The sequence below is a fragment of the Temperatibacter marinus genome (genome assembly GCF_031598375.1).
In the GTDB taxonomy this organism is placed as follows: Bacteria; Pseudomonadota; Alphaproteobacteria; order Sphingomonadales; family Kordiimonadaceae; genus Temperatibacter; species Temperatibacter marinus.
Window position 1 is genome coordinate 1,823,590 of record NZ_CP123872.1, and the last position, 19,909, is coordinate 1,843,498.

Annotated in this window: 20 protein-coding genes; 9 read left to right on the forward strand and 11 right to left on the reverse strand. The window is 45.5% G+C overall.

Going from position 1 to position 19,909, the window contains the following annotated elements; all coding sequences use genetic code 11:
- Positions 1-32 precede the first annotated feature (32 nt).
- The 10 genes from QGN29_RS08115 to QGN29_RS08160 all read right to left on the reverse strand — a co-directional run bounded on the left by QGN29_RS08115 (position 33) and on the right by QGN29_RS08160 (position 9,962).
- Positions 33-761, reverse strand: a complete 729-nt coding sequence (locus tag QGN29_RS08115) for a phosphoadenylyl-sulfate reductase (RefSeq protein ID WP_310797352.1) — start codon at positions 759-761, stop codon at positions 33-35.
- Positions 758-1,282: a DUF934 domain-containing protein gene (locus QGN29_RS08120; protein ID WP_310797353.1), complete on the reverse strand. Its 525-nt coding sequence runs from the start codon at positions 1,280-1,282 to the stop codon at positions 758-760. The genes QGN29_RS08115 and QGN29_RS08120 overlap by 4 nt, the downstream gene beginning before the upstream one ends.
- Positions 1,272-2,924 carry a nitrite/sulfite reductase gene (locus tag QGN29_RS08125; RefSeq protein ID WP_310797354.1) on the reverse strand — a complete coding sequence of 551 codons (1,653 nt, stop codon included), beginning with the start codon at positions 2,922-2,924 and terminating at the stop codon, positions 1,272-1,274. Before QGN29_RS08125 ends, QGN29_RS08120 begins: the two co-directional genes overlap by 11 nt.
- A gap of 14 nt (positions 2,925-2,938) precedes the next feature.
- Positions 2,939-3,277 carry a DUF2849 domain-containing protein gene (locus QGN29_RS08130; RefSeq protein ID WP_310797355.1) on the reverse strand — a complete coding sequence of 113 codons (339 nt, stop codon included), beginning with the start codon at positions 3,275-3,277 and terminating at the stop codon, positions 2,939-2,941.
- A 13-nt stretch (positions 3,278-3,290) separates the two neighbouring features.
- Entirely contained in the window at positions 3,291-4,709 is a 1,419-nt protein-coding gene (gene cysG, locus QGN29_RS08135; protein ID WP_310797356.1) for a siroheme synthase CysG, read from the reverse strand.
- 331 nt (positions 4,710-5,040) lie between these two features.
- Positions 5,041-7,140, reverse strand: coding sequence for a prolyl oligopeptidase family serine peptidase (locus QGN29_RS08140; RefSeq protein ID WP_310797357.1), 2,100 nt, complete (start codon positions 7,138-7,140; stop codon positions 5,041-5,043).
- A 39-nt stretch (positions 7,141-7,179) separates the two neighbouring features.
- The gene (gene gloB / locus QGN29_RS08145) at positions 7,180-7,917 is read right to left on the reverse strand and encodes a hydroxyacylglutathione hydrolase (protein WP_375164695.1); all 738 of its coding nucleotides are present in this window, start codon (positions 7,915-7,917) and stop codon (positions 7,180-7,182) included.
- A gap of 29 nt (positions 7,918-7,946) precedes the next feature.
- Complete coding sequence (locus tag QGN29_RS08150; protein ID WP_310797359.1) at positions 7,947-8,729, reverse strand: hypothetical protein; 783 nt, start codon at positions 8,727-8,729, stop codon at positions 7,947-7,949.
- 59 nt (positions 8,730-8,788) lie between these two features.
- Positions 8,789-9,442, reverse strand: coding sequence for an aquaporin (locus tag QGN29_RS08155; protein WP_310797360.1), 654 nt, complete (start codon positions 9,440-9,442; stop codon positions 8,789-8,791).
- Positions 9,443-9,452: 10 nt separating this feature from the next.
- On the reverse strand, positions 9,453-9,962 hold the full coding sequence (locus tag QGN29_RS08160; RefSeq protein WP_310797361.1) for an arsenate reductase ArsC: 510 nt from the start codon (positions 9,960-9,962) through the stop codon (positions 9,453-9,455).
- Positions 9,963-10,113: 151 nt separating this feature from the next.
- On the opposite strand from QGN29_RS08160, the gene dapF reads away from it, so the two are divergent.
- Genes dapF through ftsY form a run of 3 tightly spaced genes read left to right on the forward strand, consistent with a single transcriptional unit; the run spans position 10,114 to position 13,234 of the window.
- Positions 10,114-10,911 carry a diaminopimelate epimerase gene (gene dapF / locus QGN29_RS08165; RefSeq protein WP_375164696.1) on the forward strand — a complete coding sequence of 266 codons (798 nt, stop codon included), beginning with the start codon at positions 10,114-10,116 and terminating at the stop codon, positions 10,909-10,911.
- Complete coding sequence (gene mtaB, locus QGN29_RS08170; RefSeq protein WP_310797362.1) at positions 10,904-12,205, forward strand: tRNA (N(6)-L-threonylcarbamoyladenosine(37)-C(2))-methylthiotransferase MtaB; 1,302 nt, start codon at positions 10,904-10,906, stop codon at positions 12,203-12,205. The genes dapF and mtaB overlap by 8 nt, the downstream gene beginning before the upstream one ends.
- A gap of 3 nt (positions 12,206-12,208) precedes the next feature.
- Positions 12,209-13,234: a signal recognition particle-docking protein FtsY gene (gene ftsY / locus QGN29_RS08175; protein ID WP_310797363.1), complete on the forward strand. Its 1,026-nt coding sequence runs from the start codon at positions 12,209-12,211 to the stop codon at positions 13,232-13,234.
- Here ftsY and QGN29_RS08180 read toward each other — a convergent pair.
- Positions 13,231-15,267 (reverse strand): 3-hydroxyacyl-CoA dehydrogenase NAD-binding domain-containing protein, encoded by a 2,037-nt coding sequence (locus QGN29_RS08180; RefSeq protein WP_310797364.1) that lies wholly within the window; start codon positions 15,265-15,267, stop codon positions 13,231-13,233. The two genes, ftsY and QGN29_RS08180, sit on opposite strands and share 4 nt — an antisense overlap.
- A 99-nt stretch (positions 15,268-15,366) precedes the next feature.
- Between QGN29_RS08180 and QGN29_RS08185 the strand changes: the two genes are divergently transcribed.
- The 6 genes from QGN29_RS08185 (at position 15,367) to paaE (ending at position 19,883) form a co-directional block, all read left to right on the forward strand.
- A complete protein-coding gene (locus QGN29_RS08185; RefSeq protein WP_310797365.1) occupies positions 15,367-16,155 on the forward strand; it encodes an enoyl-CoA hydratase-related protein in 789 nt (262 codons plus the stop codon).
- Positions 16,156-16,238: 83 nt separating this feature from the next.
- Positions 16,239-17,234: a 1,2-phenylacetyl-CoA epoxidase subunit PaaA gene (paaA, locus tag QGN29_RS08190; protein WP_310797366.1), complete on the forward strand. Its 996-nt coding sequence runs from the start codon at positions 16,239-16,241 to the stop codon at positions 17,232-17,234.
- Positions 17,235-17,238: 4 nt separating this feature from the next.
- Complete coding sequence (gene paaB, locus QGN29_RS08195; protein WP_310797367.1) at positions 17,239-17,520, forward strand: 1,2-phenylacetyl-CoA epoxidase subunit PaaB; 282 nt, start codon at positions 17,239-17,241, stop codon at positions 17,518-17,520.
- Positions 17,521-17,522: 2 nt separating this feature from the next.
- The gene (gene paaC, locus QGN29_RS08200; RefSeq protein ID WP_310797368.1) at positions 17,523-18,308 is read left to right on the forward strand and encodes a 1,2-phenylacetyl-CoA epoxidase subunit PaaC; all 786 of its coding nucleotides are present in this window, start codon (positions 17,523-17,525) and stop codon (positions 18,306-18,308) included.
- A 2-nt stretch (positions 18,309-18,310) separates the two neighbouring features.
- Positions 18,311-18,802, forward strand: coding sequence for a 1,2-phenylacetyl-CoA epoxidase subunit PaaD (paaD, locus tag QGN29_RS08205; protein ID WP_310800026.1), 492 nt, complete (start codon positions 18,311-18,313; stop codon positions 18,800-18,802).
- Positions 18,803-18,821: 19 nt separating this feature from the next.
- On the forward strand, positions 18,822-19,883 hold the full coding sequence (gene paaE, locus QGN29_RS08210) for a 1,2-phenylacetyl-CoA epoxidase subunit PaaE (RefSeq protein ID WP_310797369.1): 1,062 nt from the start codon (positions 18,822-18,824) through the stop codon (positions 19,881-19,883).
- Positions 19,884-19,909: the final 26 nt, after the last annotated feature.

Genomic DNA, 19,909 nt, shown 5'->3' on the forward strand with positions numbered 1-19,909 from the left:
TTATCCAATTTTCTTGGAAAGAGAGTGCCTGATCAGTTTTGATTCATCAAGCGAATGTTTTCTGATAGGCTTAAATGAATACCACATTCTGTCTTTTCAGAGCCGGCCCAGCGACCTGATCGATCATCTTGGTCATTGGTAGGAAGATCTGTACACGTCATGCAGCCAATAGACTTGAAGCCATCGGCGACAAGGGGATGCTGCGGCAGACGATGGGTCTCTATATATTGGTCTATCTGTTCTTTCGTCCAGCCAGCCAGTGGATTAACTTTAACTTTGCCGTCTTCTTCTTGAACAGATGGGAGAGAAGATCGCTCTAGAGTTTGATAACGTTTTCGACCTGAAGCCCATGCTTTATAAGGAATGAGTGCCTCTCTAAAAGGGACAACCTTTCTTATGAAGCAACAGCGATTATGGTTTTCATTCCACAAAATACCATGAGGGTCTTCGCTTTTAACTTGCTCGGATTCTGGTGTGATTGTGATCACTTTTTGAAGCCCAAGCCGCTCTATAAGTGTATCTCTATAGCGCTTTGTTTCGCCGAAAAGTTTTCCTGTGTCTAAAAATAAGACAGGAATATTTTTGGCAACCTGAGATACAAGATGGAGCAATACTACGGATTCAGATCCAAAACTGCTAACCACAGCGAATTCATTGCCATACCGAGAAAAGCTTTCACTCAGAAGGACAAGAGACTGGCTCACATGATCAAGTTCACGCCCAGAATCTAACGATGGCAATGTAACTTCTTGAATGCTCATGATGCAATCCGATCACCTTCTTTTGTTGCTTCTTTTCCTACATGCCGTTTAAAAGGAACTGCTGTGTCTGTATTTCCAGGACTCGTCTGATAAAACAGTTTGTAGCGCTTTAAGCAGTTTATGAAAGCCTCTTCACGCTCAGGCTTATCCAAAACGACAGTGTCAAAGCCTGTACGAGCAATGTGCCACGCTTGGTCCGGGATAAGGGGTCCTGTGGCGCGTAATTCACCCTTATAGCCTTTTCTGCGAAATATAGCTGCTAGGCTAAATCCACGGCCATCTCCAAACGCTGGGAAGGCAATTTCGATAAGCTTGATACTTTCCAAGAGGGCGTCAAAAAGGTCTGGGTTTTCATCGCCCTTCACTCTGACACCAACAGGCGTGCCATTTTCTAAAGATGTTTGAAAAGCCTCGCTTGAAACCTCTTCTGCAGGGAAGAGTGTCGCGTCGCCGAGTTCGTTTTGTTCCGCATCATAGAGCGAGAACAATTGTGGCTCTATGCCTGATAGACTAATGATCATAGACTGCCTCCTTGAAAGGCTGTTCGCCAATACGGCGATATGTATCGAGGAATCGCTCTCCGTCATTACGGGAACGCAGGTAAACGTCAATGACGCGCTCAAGGGCATCAACTGTCCCATCTTCATCAAAGCCACGGCCAAGGATTTTTGCTTTGCTGGCATCTTCACCCCCACTTCCTCCAAGAAGAAGTTGATAGTTTTCAACGCCTTTTTTATCAACACCCAGAATGCCGATATGACCAGCATGGTGATGACCACAGCTATTGATACAGCCAGATATTTTCACTTTTAACTCACCAATATCTTGAAGACGTGCAATGTCATCAAAGCGTTTGGCTATCTTCTGAGATAGTGGAATTGATCGTGCATTTGCCAGCGAGCAATAGTCAAGGCCTGGGCAAACGATCATATCTGTCATAAGTCCAGCATTCGCTGTACTAAGGCCTGCTGCATCTAATTTTTTAAAGATGGTCGGTAGATCTCTCAGGGCGACATGGGGAAGGATTAGATTTTGTTCGTGGCTAACCCGTAATTCGTTCTGTGAATAGTCCTTTGAAAGATCTGCAACTAAACGCATCTGCTCGCTGGTGGCATCCCCTGCAATCCCTCCGTGAGGTTTCAGACTGATGGTTACAATGCGATGGCCATCCACTTTGTGGGCATCAATATTGCGATCCAGCCAGACTGAAAACAATGGATTGGCTTTAGCAAGAGCGGCAACCTCTTCATCATCTTCACTCAAAACTTCAAGGGTAGGCGGCAAGAAATAACGATAGAGACGTTCCAGTTCCGCTTTGGGCGCATCAATGTTAGATTTATCGAGAAGAGCATATTCTTTCTCGACAGCATCTTTGTAAGCATCAAGGCCCATTTCATGAACCAGAATTTTAATGCGAGCCTTATATTTGTTATCCCGACGGCCCGCTTGATTATACACTCGCAGCATGGCTTCAAGATAAGCGATCAGTTGATCTTCCGGAATAAAGTCACGGATGGTTTTAGCAATGAACGGCGACCGACCCATACCCCCACCAACATAGACCTCAAAGCCGCGCTCACCGCTCTCTTTAATGATAGCTTGTAAGGCGATATCGTGCCAGCGTAGTGCAGCTCTGTCGACGGTTGCTCCTGCCACAGCAATCTTAAATTTGCGAGGTAGAAAGCTGAATTCTGGATGAAATGTTGACCATTGACGGATAAGTTCGCCATGAGGACGAGTATCGAAGAGTTCGTCCTTTGCGGCTCCTGCAAAGTGATCAGTGGTCACGTTCCGAATGCAATTTCCAGAAGTCTGGATTGCATGCATTTCAACGCTTGCAAGATCGGCAAGAATATCGGGTGTTTCAACAAGTTTAGGCCAGTTATACTGGATGTTCTGTCTTGTTGTAAAATGCCCATAGCCCTTATCATATTTATCTGCAATATCCGCGAGGGTATGCAGTTGGGCGCTATTCAGAGTGCCATATGGAATAGCAACACGGAGCATATAAGCGTGTAGCTGTAGATAAAGTCCATTCATCAATCGCAGCGGTCTGAATTCTTCTTCAGTAAGTTCACCAGAGAGACGGCGGTTCACTTGATCTCTAAATTCTTCAACGCGCGCATTCACGAGGGCGTGGTCATAAGTGTCATAAGCATACATAACTCTGTCCTTACTTAAGCAGTGCCAGCTTGCTTGATGTCAGCAGCCTGATAGCCAAGATCAGGACGGACTGTAGGGCCCTGACTTTGAATTTTATATTTAATGTGGCTGGGCTCGAAAAAAGCGCCACCACCTGATAAGGCGGCATCAATCGGCTCAGGAGAGACAATGATATTTGCGTCCACTGATTTGACAGCTGTTTCAAGTAAAGCCTTAAGTTGCTCGGGGTTGTCAGCCTGAACAGCGTTGTTAAGAGTAACAGACCATCCACCAGCCTTGCTGAGGAAGACAACGCGTCCATCATCCAGACGGTTAGCTATTATGATTTGGGGGCCTTCTGATTTTTTTGCCATTGGACCTATCCTTTTATGCTGTCGCCACACGGGCTTGATTTATCTCTGTATGGATATTTTGTAGAGCCGCGGCTTCACTCACCACATCTCCAATGATTAGTAGAGCAGGACTTTTTACATCCTCTCTCTCGACCATGGTTGGAAGCTCTGAAAGGGTTGTGTAAAATTGACGCTCATTGGCGCGGGTTCCATTTTCTATGATAGCAACAGGCGTGGAGGATGAAACGCCGCCTTCTATGAGGCCTGAGGAAATTTCTGACGCTTTTTTGAGGCCCATGTATACAGCAAGCGTTTTACCCTCTCCAGCAAGGCTTTTCCAGTCCTGAGTACTGCCATCTTTTAAGGTGCCTGTGATTAAGGATACGCTCGCAGAATGGTTGCGATCTGTCAGAGGGATTTGCGTCTTAGAAGCTATCCCAGAGAGGGCAGTGATGCCTGGAATGATTTGGACAGGGATTGAGTGAGCCCGCAGCTCAGCAAGCTCTTCACCGGCGCGCGCAAATGTCAGAGGATCACCGCCTTTGAGGCGCACAACTGTCTTGCCAAGTAAAGCCTGTTCAACAAGGAGTTGATTAATCTTATCTTGACCAACGCCGTGATCTCCCTCTCTTTTACCAACAAAAATGATTTCAGCATCTCTGCGAGCAAGAGACAGAACGTCTTGAGACACAAGCCTGTCATAGTAAATTATGTCTGCTTGTTGTACAGCTCTGTGAGCTTTCAGTGTGAGAAGTTCTGGATCCCCAGGGCCCGCACCAACCAATTGCACAAGGCCTGTACGAGAAGAAGTTTCTGCTTTTTCATTAGCAAGTGTCAGAAGCTTACGGTGGACTTCATCATTTTTAAGGCCTGAGAATTCATCGGCCTTGTCGTAGACTTCATCCCAAAACTTACGACGCTCTTCTACAGTGTTGAAGATTGTTTTTAGCTTTCCACGGATGGACCCTGCAACAGATGATAGCGTTGAGAGCGAAGAGGGTAGGCTGCGCTCAAGCACGGCACGGATGCGACGGATGAAAACAGGGGCTGCGCCTCCAGAGGCTATTGCAATAGACACTTCACCTCGCTTCACAGCGGCAGGTGTGGTGAAATCTGAATCAGCTGGTTTGTCTACCACATTCACTGGTAATTTCCGTAAATTTGTCCAGGTCAGGATGCGTTCTTCCTCTAGGGGGTCGTTTTCTGCTATATAAACAAGTGTCTTGCCTAGGAGGTCGTCTGTCTTAAAGGCTCGGCTAAGCAGGTTTAATTGATCACCAAATAGATCTTGAAGGCCTGACTCTGCAACTACGTCAATCATCCCTTCACCAACCATGCAAACTTTAACACCTCTCTCAAGGAGAATAGAGGCTTTCGAAACGGCTGCAGAAGTTGCGCCGGCGATAAGGACATGCTGTTTGTCTGATCTTAAAAATAACGGGATGCTATTCATGGTCTTTTCCTATAGTTGAGGCATCAATGCTTTTCACTGAACCAGTCTTTTATTTAAGACGGTTGGATACAAGCCACAAACTATAAGATTTTACCTTGCTGTAAAGAAAAACTTTTCTAATAAAAAGAATATATTGGACATATAATGTTTATTAATTCTAATATATTTATATTACATAGTAATATTTTCTAATAAATCGCATTATTGAGAATTGTAAATTTATGAAGTGAGCTGAGTAAAAAAAATCCGCGATAGACACACTTTTTTGTGAACCGCGGATTTCGTTTCTATAAACCTAATTCAAATAATAAGAATCAGGTGATCTCAAGGTTTAGTCTTGCAATTTTTGCATGAGGTAGACTAACTGCAAGGCATCACTAAAGGCACGCTGCTTTAGATTCGAAGCCGCCGCATGCCCTCCTTCTGTATTCTCATAATATAGCACTGGCTTATCCATGCCAAACATCTTTGCTGCCATTTTACGGGCATGCCCTGGGTGAACACGATCATCTTTTGTAGATGTGTAGAAAAAGACTTCAGGGTAATCTTTGGCTGAATCCAGGTTTTGGTAAGGCGAGTATTTTTCAATATAAGCCCGTTCTTCTGGGATGTCAGGGTTGCCATATTCACCCATCCAGCTGGCACCGGCGAGCAATTTATGATAGCGCAGCATATCAAGTAGCGGCACGGCACAAATGACACCGTTATAAAGATCGGGGCGCTGCGTGATCATAGCCCCCATTAATAAGCCCCCATTAGAACCACCACGGACAGCTAAATGCTTTGGACTTGTTAAGCCTGAGTTTATCAGTGCCTCACTGACAGCGATAAAGTCATCAAAAGCGCCTTGTCTATTCTCCTTTAGTACAGATTGGTGCCAAGACGGGCCGTATTCTCCGCCGCCGCGAATGTTTGCGACGACATAAGCGCCGCCATTCTCAATCCACTGCATATTCAGGCCGCCCAGATAGCCAGGCTTTATAGAGATTTCAAAGCCGCCATAGCCATACTGTAGGGTTGGAGTTTTCCCATCCATTTTGGTGTCTTTGTGACGCACAACAAAGTAAGGCACTTTAGTCCCATCTTTGCTTGTCGTAAATTTTTGCTCTGTCACAAGGTCACGAGCATCAAAGCGAGCGGGAAGAGATTTAATAGCTTTAGTCTCACCAGCGGCATTGATATGATAAACGGTGTCTGGTTGTAGGAAGCTGTCATACCCAAGAAAGCCTTCATCTGTACTGTCATCATTTGATAGGATGCTGACGGTACCATTTGCTGGCAGGTTAATGTCTGAACTAATCCACTCTGCCTCTTTCATGTGGAGAGCGATAATTTTACCTTTAACGTTATCAAGTACATTGACAAGAATGCGATCTTTCCCGATAGAGGTGCCATCAATGCTAGCCCCTTCAGCAGGTGCATAAACAGTTGCAAGACTATTCTCAACAGTATCAGCAGCTGCATCAGAAACTTTTACGGAAACAAGGGTGCCGGCTTTTGCTGTTTTAGAGCCGACAATCCAGTCTTTCCGCATGCTTAGGATCATTGTATCTCCCATATAACCTGTAAGTTCAGCGTGTTCACTGATTGCAAGTTTAGTGAGTTTTCCCTCTACCATAACATTAAATTCACGTGTGAAAAATGAGGGCCCATGCAGAACGCCTACATAAGTGCCATCATGACGACGGCTTGCTGTAGGGAATGAAAAAGTATCTGTTTTTGGTGCTTCGAAGATCATTTCCGCTGTTGAAAGTTCTGTGCCCCGTTTCCATAGGCGCACTTGTCTAGGATAGCCACTATCATTCATTGTTTCTGGGCCAAAGTCAGTGGCAATCATCAAGGTGTCTTGATCATACCAAGCAAGATATTGTTTGCTTTCAGGGGATGAAAATCCACCTTCGACAAAGCTTTTTGTCTTCATGTCGAATTCACGAACAACGATGGCATCAGTGCCGCCCCTAGAAAGGCGAATAAGGCATCGACCTGTTTCACTATAGCAATCACGGCCTTTGTAAACCCAGTTTTCTTTTTCGTCCGCGGCTAGTTTGTCAAAATCTAAGATGGTTTCCCATGTGTCCTTCCCGGCATTATACTCTTCTAGGTCTATCATGCGCCATAAACCGCGAGTATTCTTGCTATCCCGCCACACATTATAAACTTTATCTCCGCGAATGCTGCCATAAGCAATTTTGTCTTTAGCATTATACACTTCTAAAGATCGTTCCATAAAGCCGTTAAAGCGAGAATCCTCTTTCAGGCGGGCATATGTTTCTGTATTTCTGTCTTCTACCCATGCAAGGGATTCTTTCCCTTCGACTTCTTCAAGCCAGAGATAGGGATCTTCCATATTGGTTTCCTTAGGTTTATTGTCACAAGCAGTTAAGCTTGCAGCCAACATCGCTGTCCCGATCAGCGTTTTTATTTTCTTCATGAATCTCTCCTCCCGTAGAAATAATATAATAGTAATTTTCTAGAAATTGTCTTTCATAGATCTTAACATACCAAAGACCTCGGCGTCACTGGCATATTTCATGTCTAGCTTCTCTCGAATAGCCGCGCTGTTTGGTCTAAGAAAAGGGTTGGTGGCCTTATCTAATCCAAGCAGGAATGGAACCGTTGGTTTGTTTTCAGTGCGCAAGCGATCCACGTCTACCATCCGGTTGATCAGGTCTGTATTTTCCGGTTCCACTGTTAGGGCAAAGCGACCATTAGATTGTGTATATTCATGTGCGCAGTAGATCACTGTCTCATCAGGTAAGTTAATAAACTTAGCAAAGCTGGACCACATTTGCTGCGGCGTCCCTTCAAATAAACGTCCACAACCCATGGCGAATAATGTATCTCCTATAAAGAGGGCTTTCGAATTCTCAAAATAAAAAGCGATATGACCAGACGTATGGCCAGGAACTTCAAAGATTTGTGCATGATGACTGCCAAGTGAGATTTTATCCCCTTCCTTGACGGTGCGATCAATGCCAGGAATACGTTCAGCATCTCCTTCAAAGCCAATGATTTCACAGCCTGTCTCAGCTTTCAATGCTTTGTTGGCACCAGTATGATCCCAGTGATGATGCGTATTTAAAATATGCGTCAAAGTCCAACCTTGTTTTTCGCATTCCTCAAGGACTGGGTCTTTTACGGCGGGATCTACGATGGCTGTTTGTAGGCTATGTTTGTCATGAATAAGGTATAAATAATTATCCTCCATGACAGGAATTTGAATTACCTCAAGCACGATTAATCCTTTTCTTTAACGGGTGTCTCTGGTCTGTATGGAAACCTCCAAACCCCTACTTTTAACTGGGCTCGGATGTCTTTTCCAAGCTCGCCTGTGGGGCAAATATCCCAGTCCCACTCATTTTCAGGTGGGCCAAGAAGAGCACCTTCTTCGAGCAGGTCTGCTGGGAGGGTTGCATAGGTTTCACTCTGGTCGCCCTGTTTTACGATTTTCTTATAGTCACTGATCAAGAGTGCAGGCGCTGGACCGTATTTAAGCATTTTGATGTGTTCTTCCACGATCATTCGCTGAATTATCAGGTCGTCTTCGTCTTGTGGCGGAAAATTTACAAAGGGTAAATAGATTTGTGAAAGCATATTGCAACTTACAATGAGGCCAGGGCGACGTCTCAATTTTGGCATGCTCGCTTGTTTTTTACTATCATCTATAAAACCTGTGACATCATATAAAATGTAATCAATATTTGAATAGGGCCGTATTCTGCCGCGAATGGCCGGAAGGTTAACAGCATCTAAAAGATAGCCCCCAGCTCTATGTCGAACGAGACTTGAGAGAGGGATGTCAATACATTCGCCGGCGCCAAGAACAAGAGCTGCTCTATTTTTAGGTGTCTCAGCCAGGGCTGACGTGATTGTAGATTTTGTCCGTTCAATGTGCGGTCGCCAATTTCTTTTGTGGCGCTCATAGCGCGCACGTATGGCGACCGCCTCATCAACTAAGCCTAATTTTTTTGCTCCGGGAATGCTTTTGGCGAAAAGGCTCGTAAGCCATTCACTGATCATAATTGCCTATACTTTCTGTCTTATTCATCGTCTTAAACGCGATTTTATCCTCTTAAAGATTATTTACCCTCTTTTGTGAGGGATGCAAAGATAAAATATGCAAGGAATGCGCCGACTAATTGACAGGCAATAAAAGCGATAACATCTTCAGGGGCGATGCCGGCAAAAGTATTTGAAAATGATCGGGCTATGGTCACGGCAGGATTAGCGAAACTCGTGCTTGATGTGAACCAGTAGCCAGCAGTAATATAGAGACCGACCATCATGGCCGTACTTTCTGGTTTGTATTTTACACTGCCAAGAATTGTAGCCAACAGTCCGAATGTCGCAACAAGTTCTCCGGTCCACTGACCAACGCCAGTGCGGGCTTTATACGACTCCTGAAGAATAGGAAGGTCGAACATAAGATGGGCGATGAGAACACCGCTGACGGCGGCTATGATTTGAACCACAATATAGGCCGCAGCTTCTTTTCTGGATAGCTCTCCGCGTGCTTTCATCACCAGCGTAACAGCAGGATTAAAATGTGCTCCAGAGATTGGGCCGAAGATTGTGATCAGAACCACAAGTATTGCACCCGTTGCAATGGTATTCCCAAGAAGAGCAATCGCATCATTGCCCTGAGCTAGAGCCTCACCCATTATGCCAGAACCAATGACTGTCATGAGTAAAAATAGGGTCCCAAGAAATTCTGCTGTTAATTTTTTTTGCATGTGAAGTCCCTTATAGAGTTACGTCGGCTACCGTGATTGCATTCAGAGCCTCAGCCCATGTTTCTCTTGGCATGCTCTCAAGCGGAAGCGCTATAATAGCTGAGAAGGTTTTAACTTGCGCTTCATATACTTTCGCAAAGGCCTGATCGCGAATGCTATCGGTTTCGCCAAAATCCGCAGGATCGGGGAAACCCATATGAATGCGTACAGGCTGTTCTCCATTCTTCAGGGGCCATATGGGACAAGTTTCACCAGCTGCATTGCCGCACACTGTTATCACGATATCCATTTTAGCGGCATGAGTGTCTGTGAACTCATCCCAGCTTTTGCTCCTGTATTCTGATGTATCAAATCCTTTGCTGTCTAAAAGGCGAAGAGCAGCAGGGTTAACTTTACCCGTGGGATTAGATCCAGCGCTATAAGCTGAAATTCTTCCATTGCCCAATTTATTTAGAAGGGCTTCCCCTAAGACAGAGCGTGCACTATTTCCAGTGCATAATACAAGAATATTTATTGACATAAATGTATCCTTTAATTGTGGTATGTGTCTTCAATAAACGAAAAAGCAGATTTCGTTAACAGTTTTATGACAAAAAGAGCTTCACCTGTAGACAAATTGAGGTATAAGGCCGATTATGAGCAGCGCTATGAGACATATGCCATTTAGAAAGATGCACGGACTTGGGAATGATTTTGTCATTTTCGATGCGCGCTCTTGCGAGTTCTCGATGAGCAACTGTAAAGCAAAGTCTCTTTGCCATCGCAAAAGAGGAATTGGCTGTGATCAATTAATCATTTTGCGTCAAAGTAAGACGGCTGATGTCTTCATGGAGATTTGGAATGCAGACGGAACACGTGTTGGGGCCTGTGGGAATGCGACACGGTGTATTGGACATCTCATCATAGAAGAAAAAGGGCAACGCCGCTGCACCATTGAAACGGATGCAGATATTCTAAAGGCAGAGAAGGCAAATGGTCTTATAAAAGTGACTATGGGCAAAGCTAAAATTTTAGCGCAGGATGTGCCTTTGGCAAAAGAGATGAATACACTTTCAGTGGATTTAGATTTGTATGGCTTGCCGGCAGCTGTTTGCACATCGATGGGCAATCCACATGTCACTTTCTTTATGGATTCAATTCCTGATGATCATTTTCTTGAGAAAATGGGCCCTAAAATTGAGACACACTCTCTGTTTCCTGAATATGTGAATGTCGCATTTGCTTTTTTGCAAGCGGATGGCAGTCTTCGTTTAAGAGTTTGGGAGCGAGGCGCTGGTGTGACCGAAGCCTGCGGTACTGCGGCTTGCGCAGCTGGCGTCGCCGCATATCGTCGACAAATAACCTCAAGACGTTCTGTCATAGAATTGGACGGGGGTCGGCTTGAGATTGAGTATCAAAGTGATGGGACTGTCATGATGACAGGGCCGATCGCTTATTCTTTCAACGGAGAGGTGATGATAAATGACTAAGTCTTCTCCGAAACGCGCAGAAGTGGTAACTTTTGGTTGTCGTTTGAACAGTTACGAATCCGAAGTGATGCAAAATCATGCGGACGCAGCTGGGCTGGAAGATGCTATCATCTTTAATACATGCGCAGTGACAGCAGAAGCAACACGACAGGCTAGACAATCCATTCGGAGAATGAAGCGGGAAAACCCTACAAAGACTGTGATAGTCACTGGCTGTGCAGCCCAAGTTGATCCTGAGCAATTTGCCCAAATGGATGAAGTTGATACAGTGATCGGGAATCACGAAAAGCTTGAGGCAAAAAGCTTTCTTAATTTAGATTTGAGCCAAGAAGAAAAAGTTCAGGTGAATGATATCTTCTCAGTGAAAGAGACTGCGGGTCATTTAATCGATGGAATGGCAGATCGAGCCCGGGCTTTTGTTCAGATTCAAAATGGCTGTGATCACCGTTGTACTTTTTGCATCATTCCTTACGGCCGTGGCAACAGTCGTTCTGTCCCCATGGGTGAGGTGGTTGATCAAATTAAGCGGCTTGTGGGACGCGGCTTTCAAGAAGTTGTTTTCACCGGTGTAGATATTACGAGCTACGGTGCAGACTTGCCCGGACAGCCTACCTTAGGGGTGTTGGTCCAGAAGATTATGGAATTCGTGCCGGACCTTCCCCGTCTCCGCATCTCAAGCATTGATAGTATTGAGGTGGATGAGCCTCTTTACGATGCATTAATCAGTGAACAAAGAGTGATGCCCCATCTGCATTTGTCCTTGCAAGCTGGCGACAATATGATTTTGAAACGGATGAAGCGACGCCATCTCAGAGAAGAGGCCATTGAATTTTGTACTCGCGTTAAAAAATACCGGCCAGATATGGTCTTCGGTGCTGATATTATTGCGGGCTTTCCGACTGAAACTGAAGAAATGTTTCTGAATAGTTTGAAGCTTGTGGAGGAATGTGACCTAACTTGGTTACATGTTTTCCCTTATTCTGAGCGCGATGGCACCCCTGCGGCGAGGATGCCACAACTGGAGAAAGCCATTCGTAAAGAACGCGCCTCAAGATTGCGGATGCTCGGCGAGCAACAAGTCCAAAAGCTATTTAAGGCGAGCGATGGACGAAGTGACAGAGTGCTAATCGAGAAAATTTCTGAAAGCGGTCTTGCTACAGGACATAGTGAACAATTTATTCCTGTGACTCTTGAACTTGGGGCCTATGCAGGCAATATAGCAGAAGGGCAGATTGTTGATGTCATCCTTTCTGCTCATAGTGACAAAATCATGAAAGCGACATTTAAAGGGTAGGCTATGGGCTGGTTCAGTAAAAATAAAGACAAAGACGAGTCTCAGGATCAGGTTGCAGAATCCCAGAAGGCCGACTTTAATGCGACCCCTGAGGAAGCGCCCCAAGAAAAGAAGAGCTGGTTCAAACGCCTGAAGGACGGGTTGAACCGTTCCTCAAGTGCTATTTCAGGGGGGATATCAAGTATTTTTACCCAGCGTAAGCTGGATAGTGAAACTCTTGAAGAATTAGAAGATCTGTTGATCGCCTCTGATCTTGGTGTGTCAACCGCGATGAAATTAACAGAGAGTCTTGCTGAAGGGCGGTTCGATAAAGAAATCACGGATGAAGAGGTGAAGGCATTTTTGGCGACTGAAATTGAGAAAATCCTTTCTCCAGTTGCACAGCCGCTATCACTTAACTCTGAAAACAAGCCTCACGTGATCTTAATGGCGGGCGTCAATGGGGCGGGCAAGACCACCACCATTGGCAAATTGGCAAAGAAATATCGGGATGAAGGCAAGTCTGTGATGCTGGCAGCAGGGGATACGTTTCGTGCAGCTGCCGTTGAACAGTTAACTGTATGGGGTGACCGCGTTGGGGTTCCTGTGATTACCAAGGAAATTGGCTCTGACGCTGCGGCGCTTGCCTATGAAGCTCTGGACCGTGCTATGGCAGAAGCTGTAGATGTTTTGTTGATTGATACAGCAGGCCGTCTTCAAAATAGAGAAGAATTGATGGCTGAACTGGCTAAAGTTGTCCGAGTCATCGGCAAGAAAATTGAGAATGCCCCTCACGATACAGTGATCGTCTTAGACGCAACTACAGGACAAAATGCAGTTCATCAAGTTGAAGTTTTCCAAAAGCTTGCTCAAATCAGTGGCATTGTGATGACAAAGTTGGATGGCTCAGCGCGCGGCGGTGTTCTTGTCGCTTGCGCAGATAAATTCGGATTGCCAGTGCATGCCATTGGCGTCGGTGAAGGCATCGAAGACCTCGATGCTTTTGATCCGAAGCAATTTGCTGAAGCCTTGGTTGGGATAGAGGGTTAGTCCTTTAGCCAGTCCGAGACTCGCCACCATCGATTACCAAATTTTTCTGCATAGCCCTCAATGCGAGCGCGAATGATGGCTTTTCCGTGATGAGTGGCATAGTGCATAGGGCCGCCGCGCCAGCGCGGAAATCCATAGCCGTTGCAATATACAACATCGATGTCACTAGAACGCGCTGCAATGCCTTCAGATAATATTTCGCTACCAGAACAAATTAGAGCGTCAATTGTTCTTTCTACGATTTCAGCCTCTGAGACGGCGCGCCTTTCAATGCCAAGTTCCTGAGAAATTTCGCTCAACATATTTTCGACCATCGCAGAGGGCGAGCCTTGACGATCAGCATAGTCGTAAAACCCTGCACCAGTCTTTTGTCCTTTGCGGTCCATTTCGACCAACCGATCATGCAAGAGAAAGGCTTTGGCTTCATATTGATCATCACTTAGGCTTTGTCGAGTAAAGTATCCGATATCCAATCCTGCCAGATCCGCAACAGCACAGGGGCCCATGGGCATACCATATTTGGTGAGGGCTTGATCGATTTGCCACGGCGTTGCACCCTCGATCATGAGAAGGCCGACTTCGCGCTGGTAGTGTTGGAACATTCGGTTGCCGATGAAGCCAAAACAAACCCCTGAAACCACACCGACTTTGCCAATTTTTTTGCAGAGTTGCAGAGCGGTATTCAATGTTTCAATAGAGGTTGCTTTGCCGCGGACAATCTCGAGCAATTTCATAATGTTGGCAGGGCTGAAAAAATGAAGGCCGATAACATTTTTTGGATTAGAGACAGACTCTGCAATTTCATTCACATCTAAATAACTTGTGTTTGTGGCAAGGATGCATGTCTTTTTAACAGCCTTATCTAACTCAGCAAAAATAAGCTTTTTAATGTCCATCTTCTCAAAGGCGGCTTCTATGACAAGATCAACATCAGATAAATCACCATAGTCGATACTGCCTTTTAACAGCGCAAGGCGACTGTCCTTCATGGCTTCGCTCAGCCGGCCTTTTTTGACTTGCTGTGCGTAATTCATTTCCACTCTATTTATTCCTGCTTTTAAGGCCTCTTCACTGACTTCTTTCAGAATGACAGGCATCCCTTTGTCTAAGAAAGCGATCGCTATGCCTGCTCCCATTGTGCCGGCCCCGATGATTGCAACTGATTTAATTGGATAGGCAGATGTTTCTCTTGGAACATCCTCAACTTTTAGGCTTTCTCTTTCGGCAAAAAACATGTGACGCTGAGCCGCAGATTGGGAGCTGTTTCGACACTCTATGAACAGTTCTCTTTCGCGTTTCATACCGTCCATGAAAGAGAGTGTACTTGCTGCTTCTACGGCATTGATGCAGGCTTGCGGTGCCTCAAAGCCCTTTTTACGCTTGCTAAGAAGTCTACGTGTGTCTTCGAAAAAAGTTTCAGAAGGGATGGCGGGCTTTTGGGCATAGGGCTTAGGAATTTCTTTCTCTTGAACAGAGTGAGCAAATTTAAGTGCAGCCTTTTTCAGAGCGCCTTCTACAACTGCATCAATTAACCCTAACGTAAGCGCTTTATCGGCTCTTATTGGTTTGCCTGAGGTGATGAGGTCAGTTGCGGCTTCTACGCCGATGAGGCGCGGTGTGCGCTGGGTTCCACCTGCGCCAGGGATTAAACCCAGATTGACTTCTGGTAATCCAAGTTGTGCACTTTCATCAGCAATCCGATAATGAGCTCCAAGTGCTATCTCTAGCCCCCCGCCCAGAGCGACGCCGTGGATGACAGCGATCACAGGCTTATTACAGGCTTCAATGTGATGACATACATCGGGAAGATGAGGTTCTTGCGGTGGTTTTCCAAACTCTTTGATATCCGCTCCTGCCATAAAGCTGCGTCCTGCGCAGTGAATGACGATTGATTTAACTCTCTCATCTTTTTGTGCAGCAGTAATGCCGTCGGCCAGTCCTTGTCGTACACTATGGCTTATGGCATTTACCGGCGGATTGTCGACCGTTAAAAAAGCTGTGAACTGTTCAACTGAATAGTGGACTGCAGACATAAATATTTCCTTATTTCCTTTATAACTCTAAATCCTATTATTGACTTTCCTGACCGCACGGTCAATAAATTATATAGAACGCGCATACGGGAGTGTATTATGACATATGAGACAATTTTGTTTGAACCAAAGAACGGTGTAGCCTGGGTCACCTTAAATAGACCTGAAAAACTCAACGCCGTAACGTCTAAAATGATCACAGAACTAAAAGATGTTTTTGATGTTATAGAGGCAGATGCCTCTCTGCGGGTGTTGTGTCTAACAGGGTCTGGCCGTGCCTTTTGTCCCGGGCAAGACTTGAATGATAGAATGGGCGGCGGAGATAGCCGTCCTGACCTCGGTGAAACAGTGGAGACTGGGTGGAATCCCCTGATGAGACGCTTGTATAAACTCTCAGTACCTACTCTTGCTGCTGTGAATGGAGTAGCCGCTGGGGCCGGGGCGAATTTGGCTCTTGCCTGTGATATTGTTGTTGCGCTGGACACAGCGAAATTTGTGCAGGTATATGCCAATCTAGGCCTTATTCCCGATGCAGGCGGAAGTTATATCCTACCCAAGCTTGTGGGATTAGCCCGTGCGCGCGAGCTTTGCATGACAGCCCGCCCAGTTATGGCCGAAGAGGCTGTCGAGATGGGAATGATTGCATATTCTAAGCCAGAATCTGAATTTATACTTTTTGTCACAGAGACAGTTGAGCGGATGGCAGAACAGCCAACCTTTGGTCTTGTCTCGACTCGGTATGCTCTCAATCAGTCCTATAGTAATGATTTGGACAGCCAGCTTGATCTAGAGAGGGATGTTATGCAGAAGTGTGGTTTTAGTGATGATTATGCTGAAGGAGTAAAAGCTTTTTTAGAAAAAAGACAGCCAGTTTTTAAAGGGCGATAATAATTAATTGACCAATTGGTCAATTAATTATATATTCACATCAACTTTGGGTAAAGATTTGGCCCAAACGAAGGGAGTGGCATATGTATGATACCGACTTAAGAACAGCAGAAGAGAAGGCGAAAGCTCAGCGAGGTCTCAAGCGAGATGACGCTGAAAATGAAGCACAATTTCAAGCACGTATTGACGCTGAAGAGTTTATTGAACCAAAAGACTGGATGCCTGAAGGCTATCGTAAAACTTTGGTGCGCCAGATGTCTCAGCACGCCCATAGTGAAATTGTCGGTATGCTCCCTGAAGGGAATTGGGTTACACGTGCCCCGACGTTGAAGCGCAAAATGATTTTGGTTGCTAAGATTCAAGATGAAGCAGGTCATGGGCTCTATATCTATAGCGGTGCAGAAACCTTAGGCACTTCTCGGGAACAAATGGTCGATGATTTGCACAGTGGAAAAGCAAAATATTCTACAATTTTCAATTATCCCACAATGACCTGGGCCGATGTAGGCGCTGTAGGATGGCTCGTCGATGGCGCAGCCATAACCAATCAAATTCCTCTTTGTCGCTGTTCTTATGGTCCTTATGCTCGTGCGATGATCCGGGTTTGTAAGGAAGAGAGCTTTCATCAAAGGCAAGGCTATGAAAGCTTATTGGCTATGGTGAAGGGCACAGACGCACAGAAAAAGATGGTGCAGGATGCCTTCGATCGTTTGTTTTGGCCATCCTTGATGATGTTTGGTCCGCCTGATAGTGATCAGCCACCTAGTCAAAATATGAAATGGAAGATTAAGCGCTTTACCAATGATGAGCTTAGACAACGGTTTGTGGACGCTACGATACCACAGGCAGAGTTCTTAGGATTGAAAATACCTGAAGGAGTCGTTTGGAATGAAGACACAAACCATTATGATTTTCCAGAGCTCGATTGGGATGAATTTTGGGCTGTTGTTAAAGGCGATGGCGTTTGTAATGACGATCGCCTGAATTCGAGACGTAAGGCAATTGATGAAGGCGCTTGGGTACGTGAAGCAGCCGAAGCCTATGCAGAGAAACAAAAAATACAGCAAGCGGCGGAGTAGAAAGATGAAAGATTGGGATTTATACGAAGTTTTTGTTCGCTCAAAACGCGGATTATCACACAAGCATTGTGGTAGTGTCCATGCTGCTGATGAAACCATGGCGATCGAGAATGCCCGTGATCTTTATACCCGCCGGAGCGAGGGCGAAAGTATATGGGTTGTGAAGGCGAAGGATATCACGGCAAGTGATCCTGCCGAAGGTGATGCGCTCTTCGGGCCCGCGCAAGATAAAGTCTATCGTCATCCAACCTTCTATGACATTCCTGATGAAGTTGGGAAGATGTAGTCATGAATAGTCCTTATTACACAGAAGAAAATCCACACTATCAATATGTTTTGGGGCTTGGTGATGACGCCCTTATTCTTGGTCAACGCTGGGCAGAATGGCTTTCTAAGGGGCCTAATTTGGAACTGGATATCGCCAGTTCAAATCTATCATTAGACTTATTCGGGCAAGCCGATCTTTGGCTTACATATGCCGCAGAACTTGAAGGTCAAGGCAAAGATTCTGATGACCTTGCCTTTCTTAGAGATACAGTTGACTTTCGCAATCACTGGCTAGTTGAACAACCAAATGGAGACTGGGGAATGACAACAGCTCGCATGGTAATGTTTAGCATTTATCAGTTTATTCGGTATGAGCGTTTGAGCAAATCTTCGGATGTCCGTATCGCTGAGATTGCATCCAAGGCTATTAAAGAAGTGACTTATCATAGACGCTTCTCTAGCGAATGGTGCATGCGATTAGGTCAGGGGACTGAAGAGAGTAATCGTCGGTTGCAAACTGGATTTAATGAGTTATGGCGTTTTGTTGCTGAATTGTTTGAAACACCAGCATGGGAACGCGCGCTTGCAGAGGATGGCCTTGCTGTTGCAAGTGAAGATCTTCGCGAAGAATGGGATCAAGCCATGCATGAAATCATGGATGCAGCCGGTGTTGTTCGGCCTGAGACGACAGGGCGGGTCATTGGCAGCCGACATAATGGCCATCACAGCGAACATTTGGGACATCTTTTGTGTGAGATGCAGTTCTTGCAAAAAAGCTACCCTAAATCAAGCGGTGCGGTTTGGTAATAATGGTTGATACAGGCTTGATTTGGAAACGTTTAGAAACTGTCATGGACCCAGAGGTGCCAGCACTATCAGTGTTGGATTTGGGGATTGTGAGAGATGTCAGGATCACACATGAAGGCCATGTGCAAGTCGATGTAACGCCCACTTATAGTGGATGTCCAGCGACAGAATTAATCCATACAATCATCCAGGCGGCTATCGAAACTTCAGGGTATCCCCAAGTTGCCATAAATTCTGTGCTATCTCCTGCTTGGACCACTGATTGGATCACTGAAGAGGGTAGGGCTAAGTTAAAAGACTATGGCATCGCCGCGCCTGTAGGAATGGCTTCCAGCGGGAAAGCTGTCCTCTTTGGGGCTTCCCCGATTGTGGAATGCCCGCAATGCGACAGCAATCACACAGAGTGTGTTAGCGAGTTTGGTTCGACGGCCTGTAAATCTATGTATCGGTGCAAGGATTGCCTTGAACCCTTTGAATATTTTAAGTGTATATAAAGCTCTCTAGGAAAATAGCATGTATCAAAAACATCCATTGAAAGTTGCTCATGTCATAAAAAATACACCAGAAACGGTGGTAGTAACCTTCCAGGTTCCGCCTCATTTGAAAGAAGCATATCGTTATGAGCAAGGGCAACATATTACACTTATTAAGTCTATTGATGGCTCTGAAATTCGCCGGTCTTATTCTATATGCTCAAGCGTTTCAGAAGAAGCCCTGACGGTGGCTATTCGAAAAGTGGAGGGGGGATTGTTTTCAACCTTTGCAAATGACCAGCTTGTTGCGGGGGACGAATTAGAGGTAATGACTCCTTCTGGTAAATTTAATGTAGACTTAAATCCTACTGAGCAGCGGACTTATGTGGCTTTCGCTGCAGGCAGTGGCATTACACCGATAATGTCGATTATTAAGACAACTCTTGAAATCGAGCCATGCGCGCGTTTTATGCTTTTTTATGGTAATAGAACGGGGCGAAGCACACTCTTTCGTGAGGAAATAGCACAACTTAAAAATCGATTTATTGATCGCTTCAGTTATTGGCATTTTCTTTCACAAGAAGATTTGGAAATCCCCTTCTTTCAAGGACGGTTAGATTCTCAGAAAATACGTGGAATATTTGGCCGCATGGTCGATATATCACAAGTGGACCATACCTTTGTCTGTGGACCCGAAGCAATGATTGACGCCGTTATAGAGGTGACGGCAGAAGCGGGTGTGCCGAGCATGCTGGTTCATCATGAAAAATTTCTATCTGAGGGACAAAAGCCAGCGGCACCAAAACGTGCGATGGCGACAGAAGGTCTTGCCAAGATTAACTTAATTATGGACGGGGATGAAAAATCAATCCGTGCAGATCATGAAGTCTCTATCTTAGATGCCGCCGTTGACGGTGGCCTGGATGCGCCTTTTGCCTGTAAAGGAGGGGTGTGTTGTACGTGCCGCGCCAAGGTCCTCAAGGGTGATGTTGAAATGGTCTTAAATCAAGGATTAGAGCCAGAGGAAGTCGCGGCAGGTTATGTCTTGACATGCCAATCATTTGCTGTTTCAGAAGAAGTGACACTTTCTTTCGACGAATAACTTTAAATCTCATCTGTGAAGTGCTA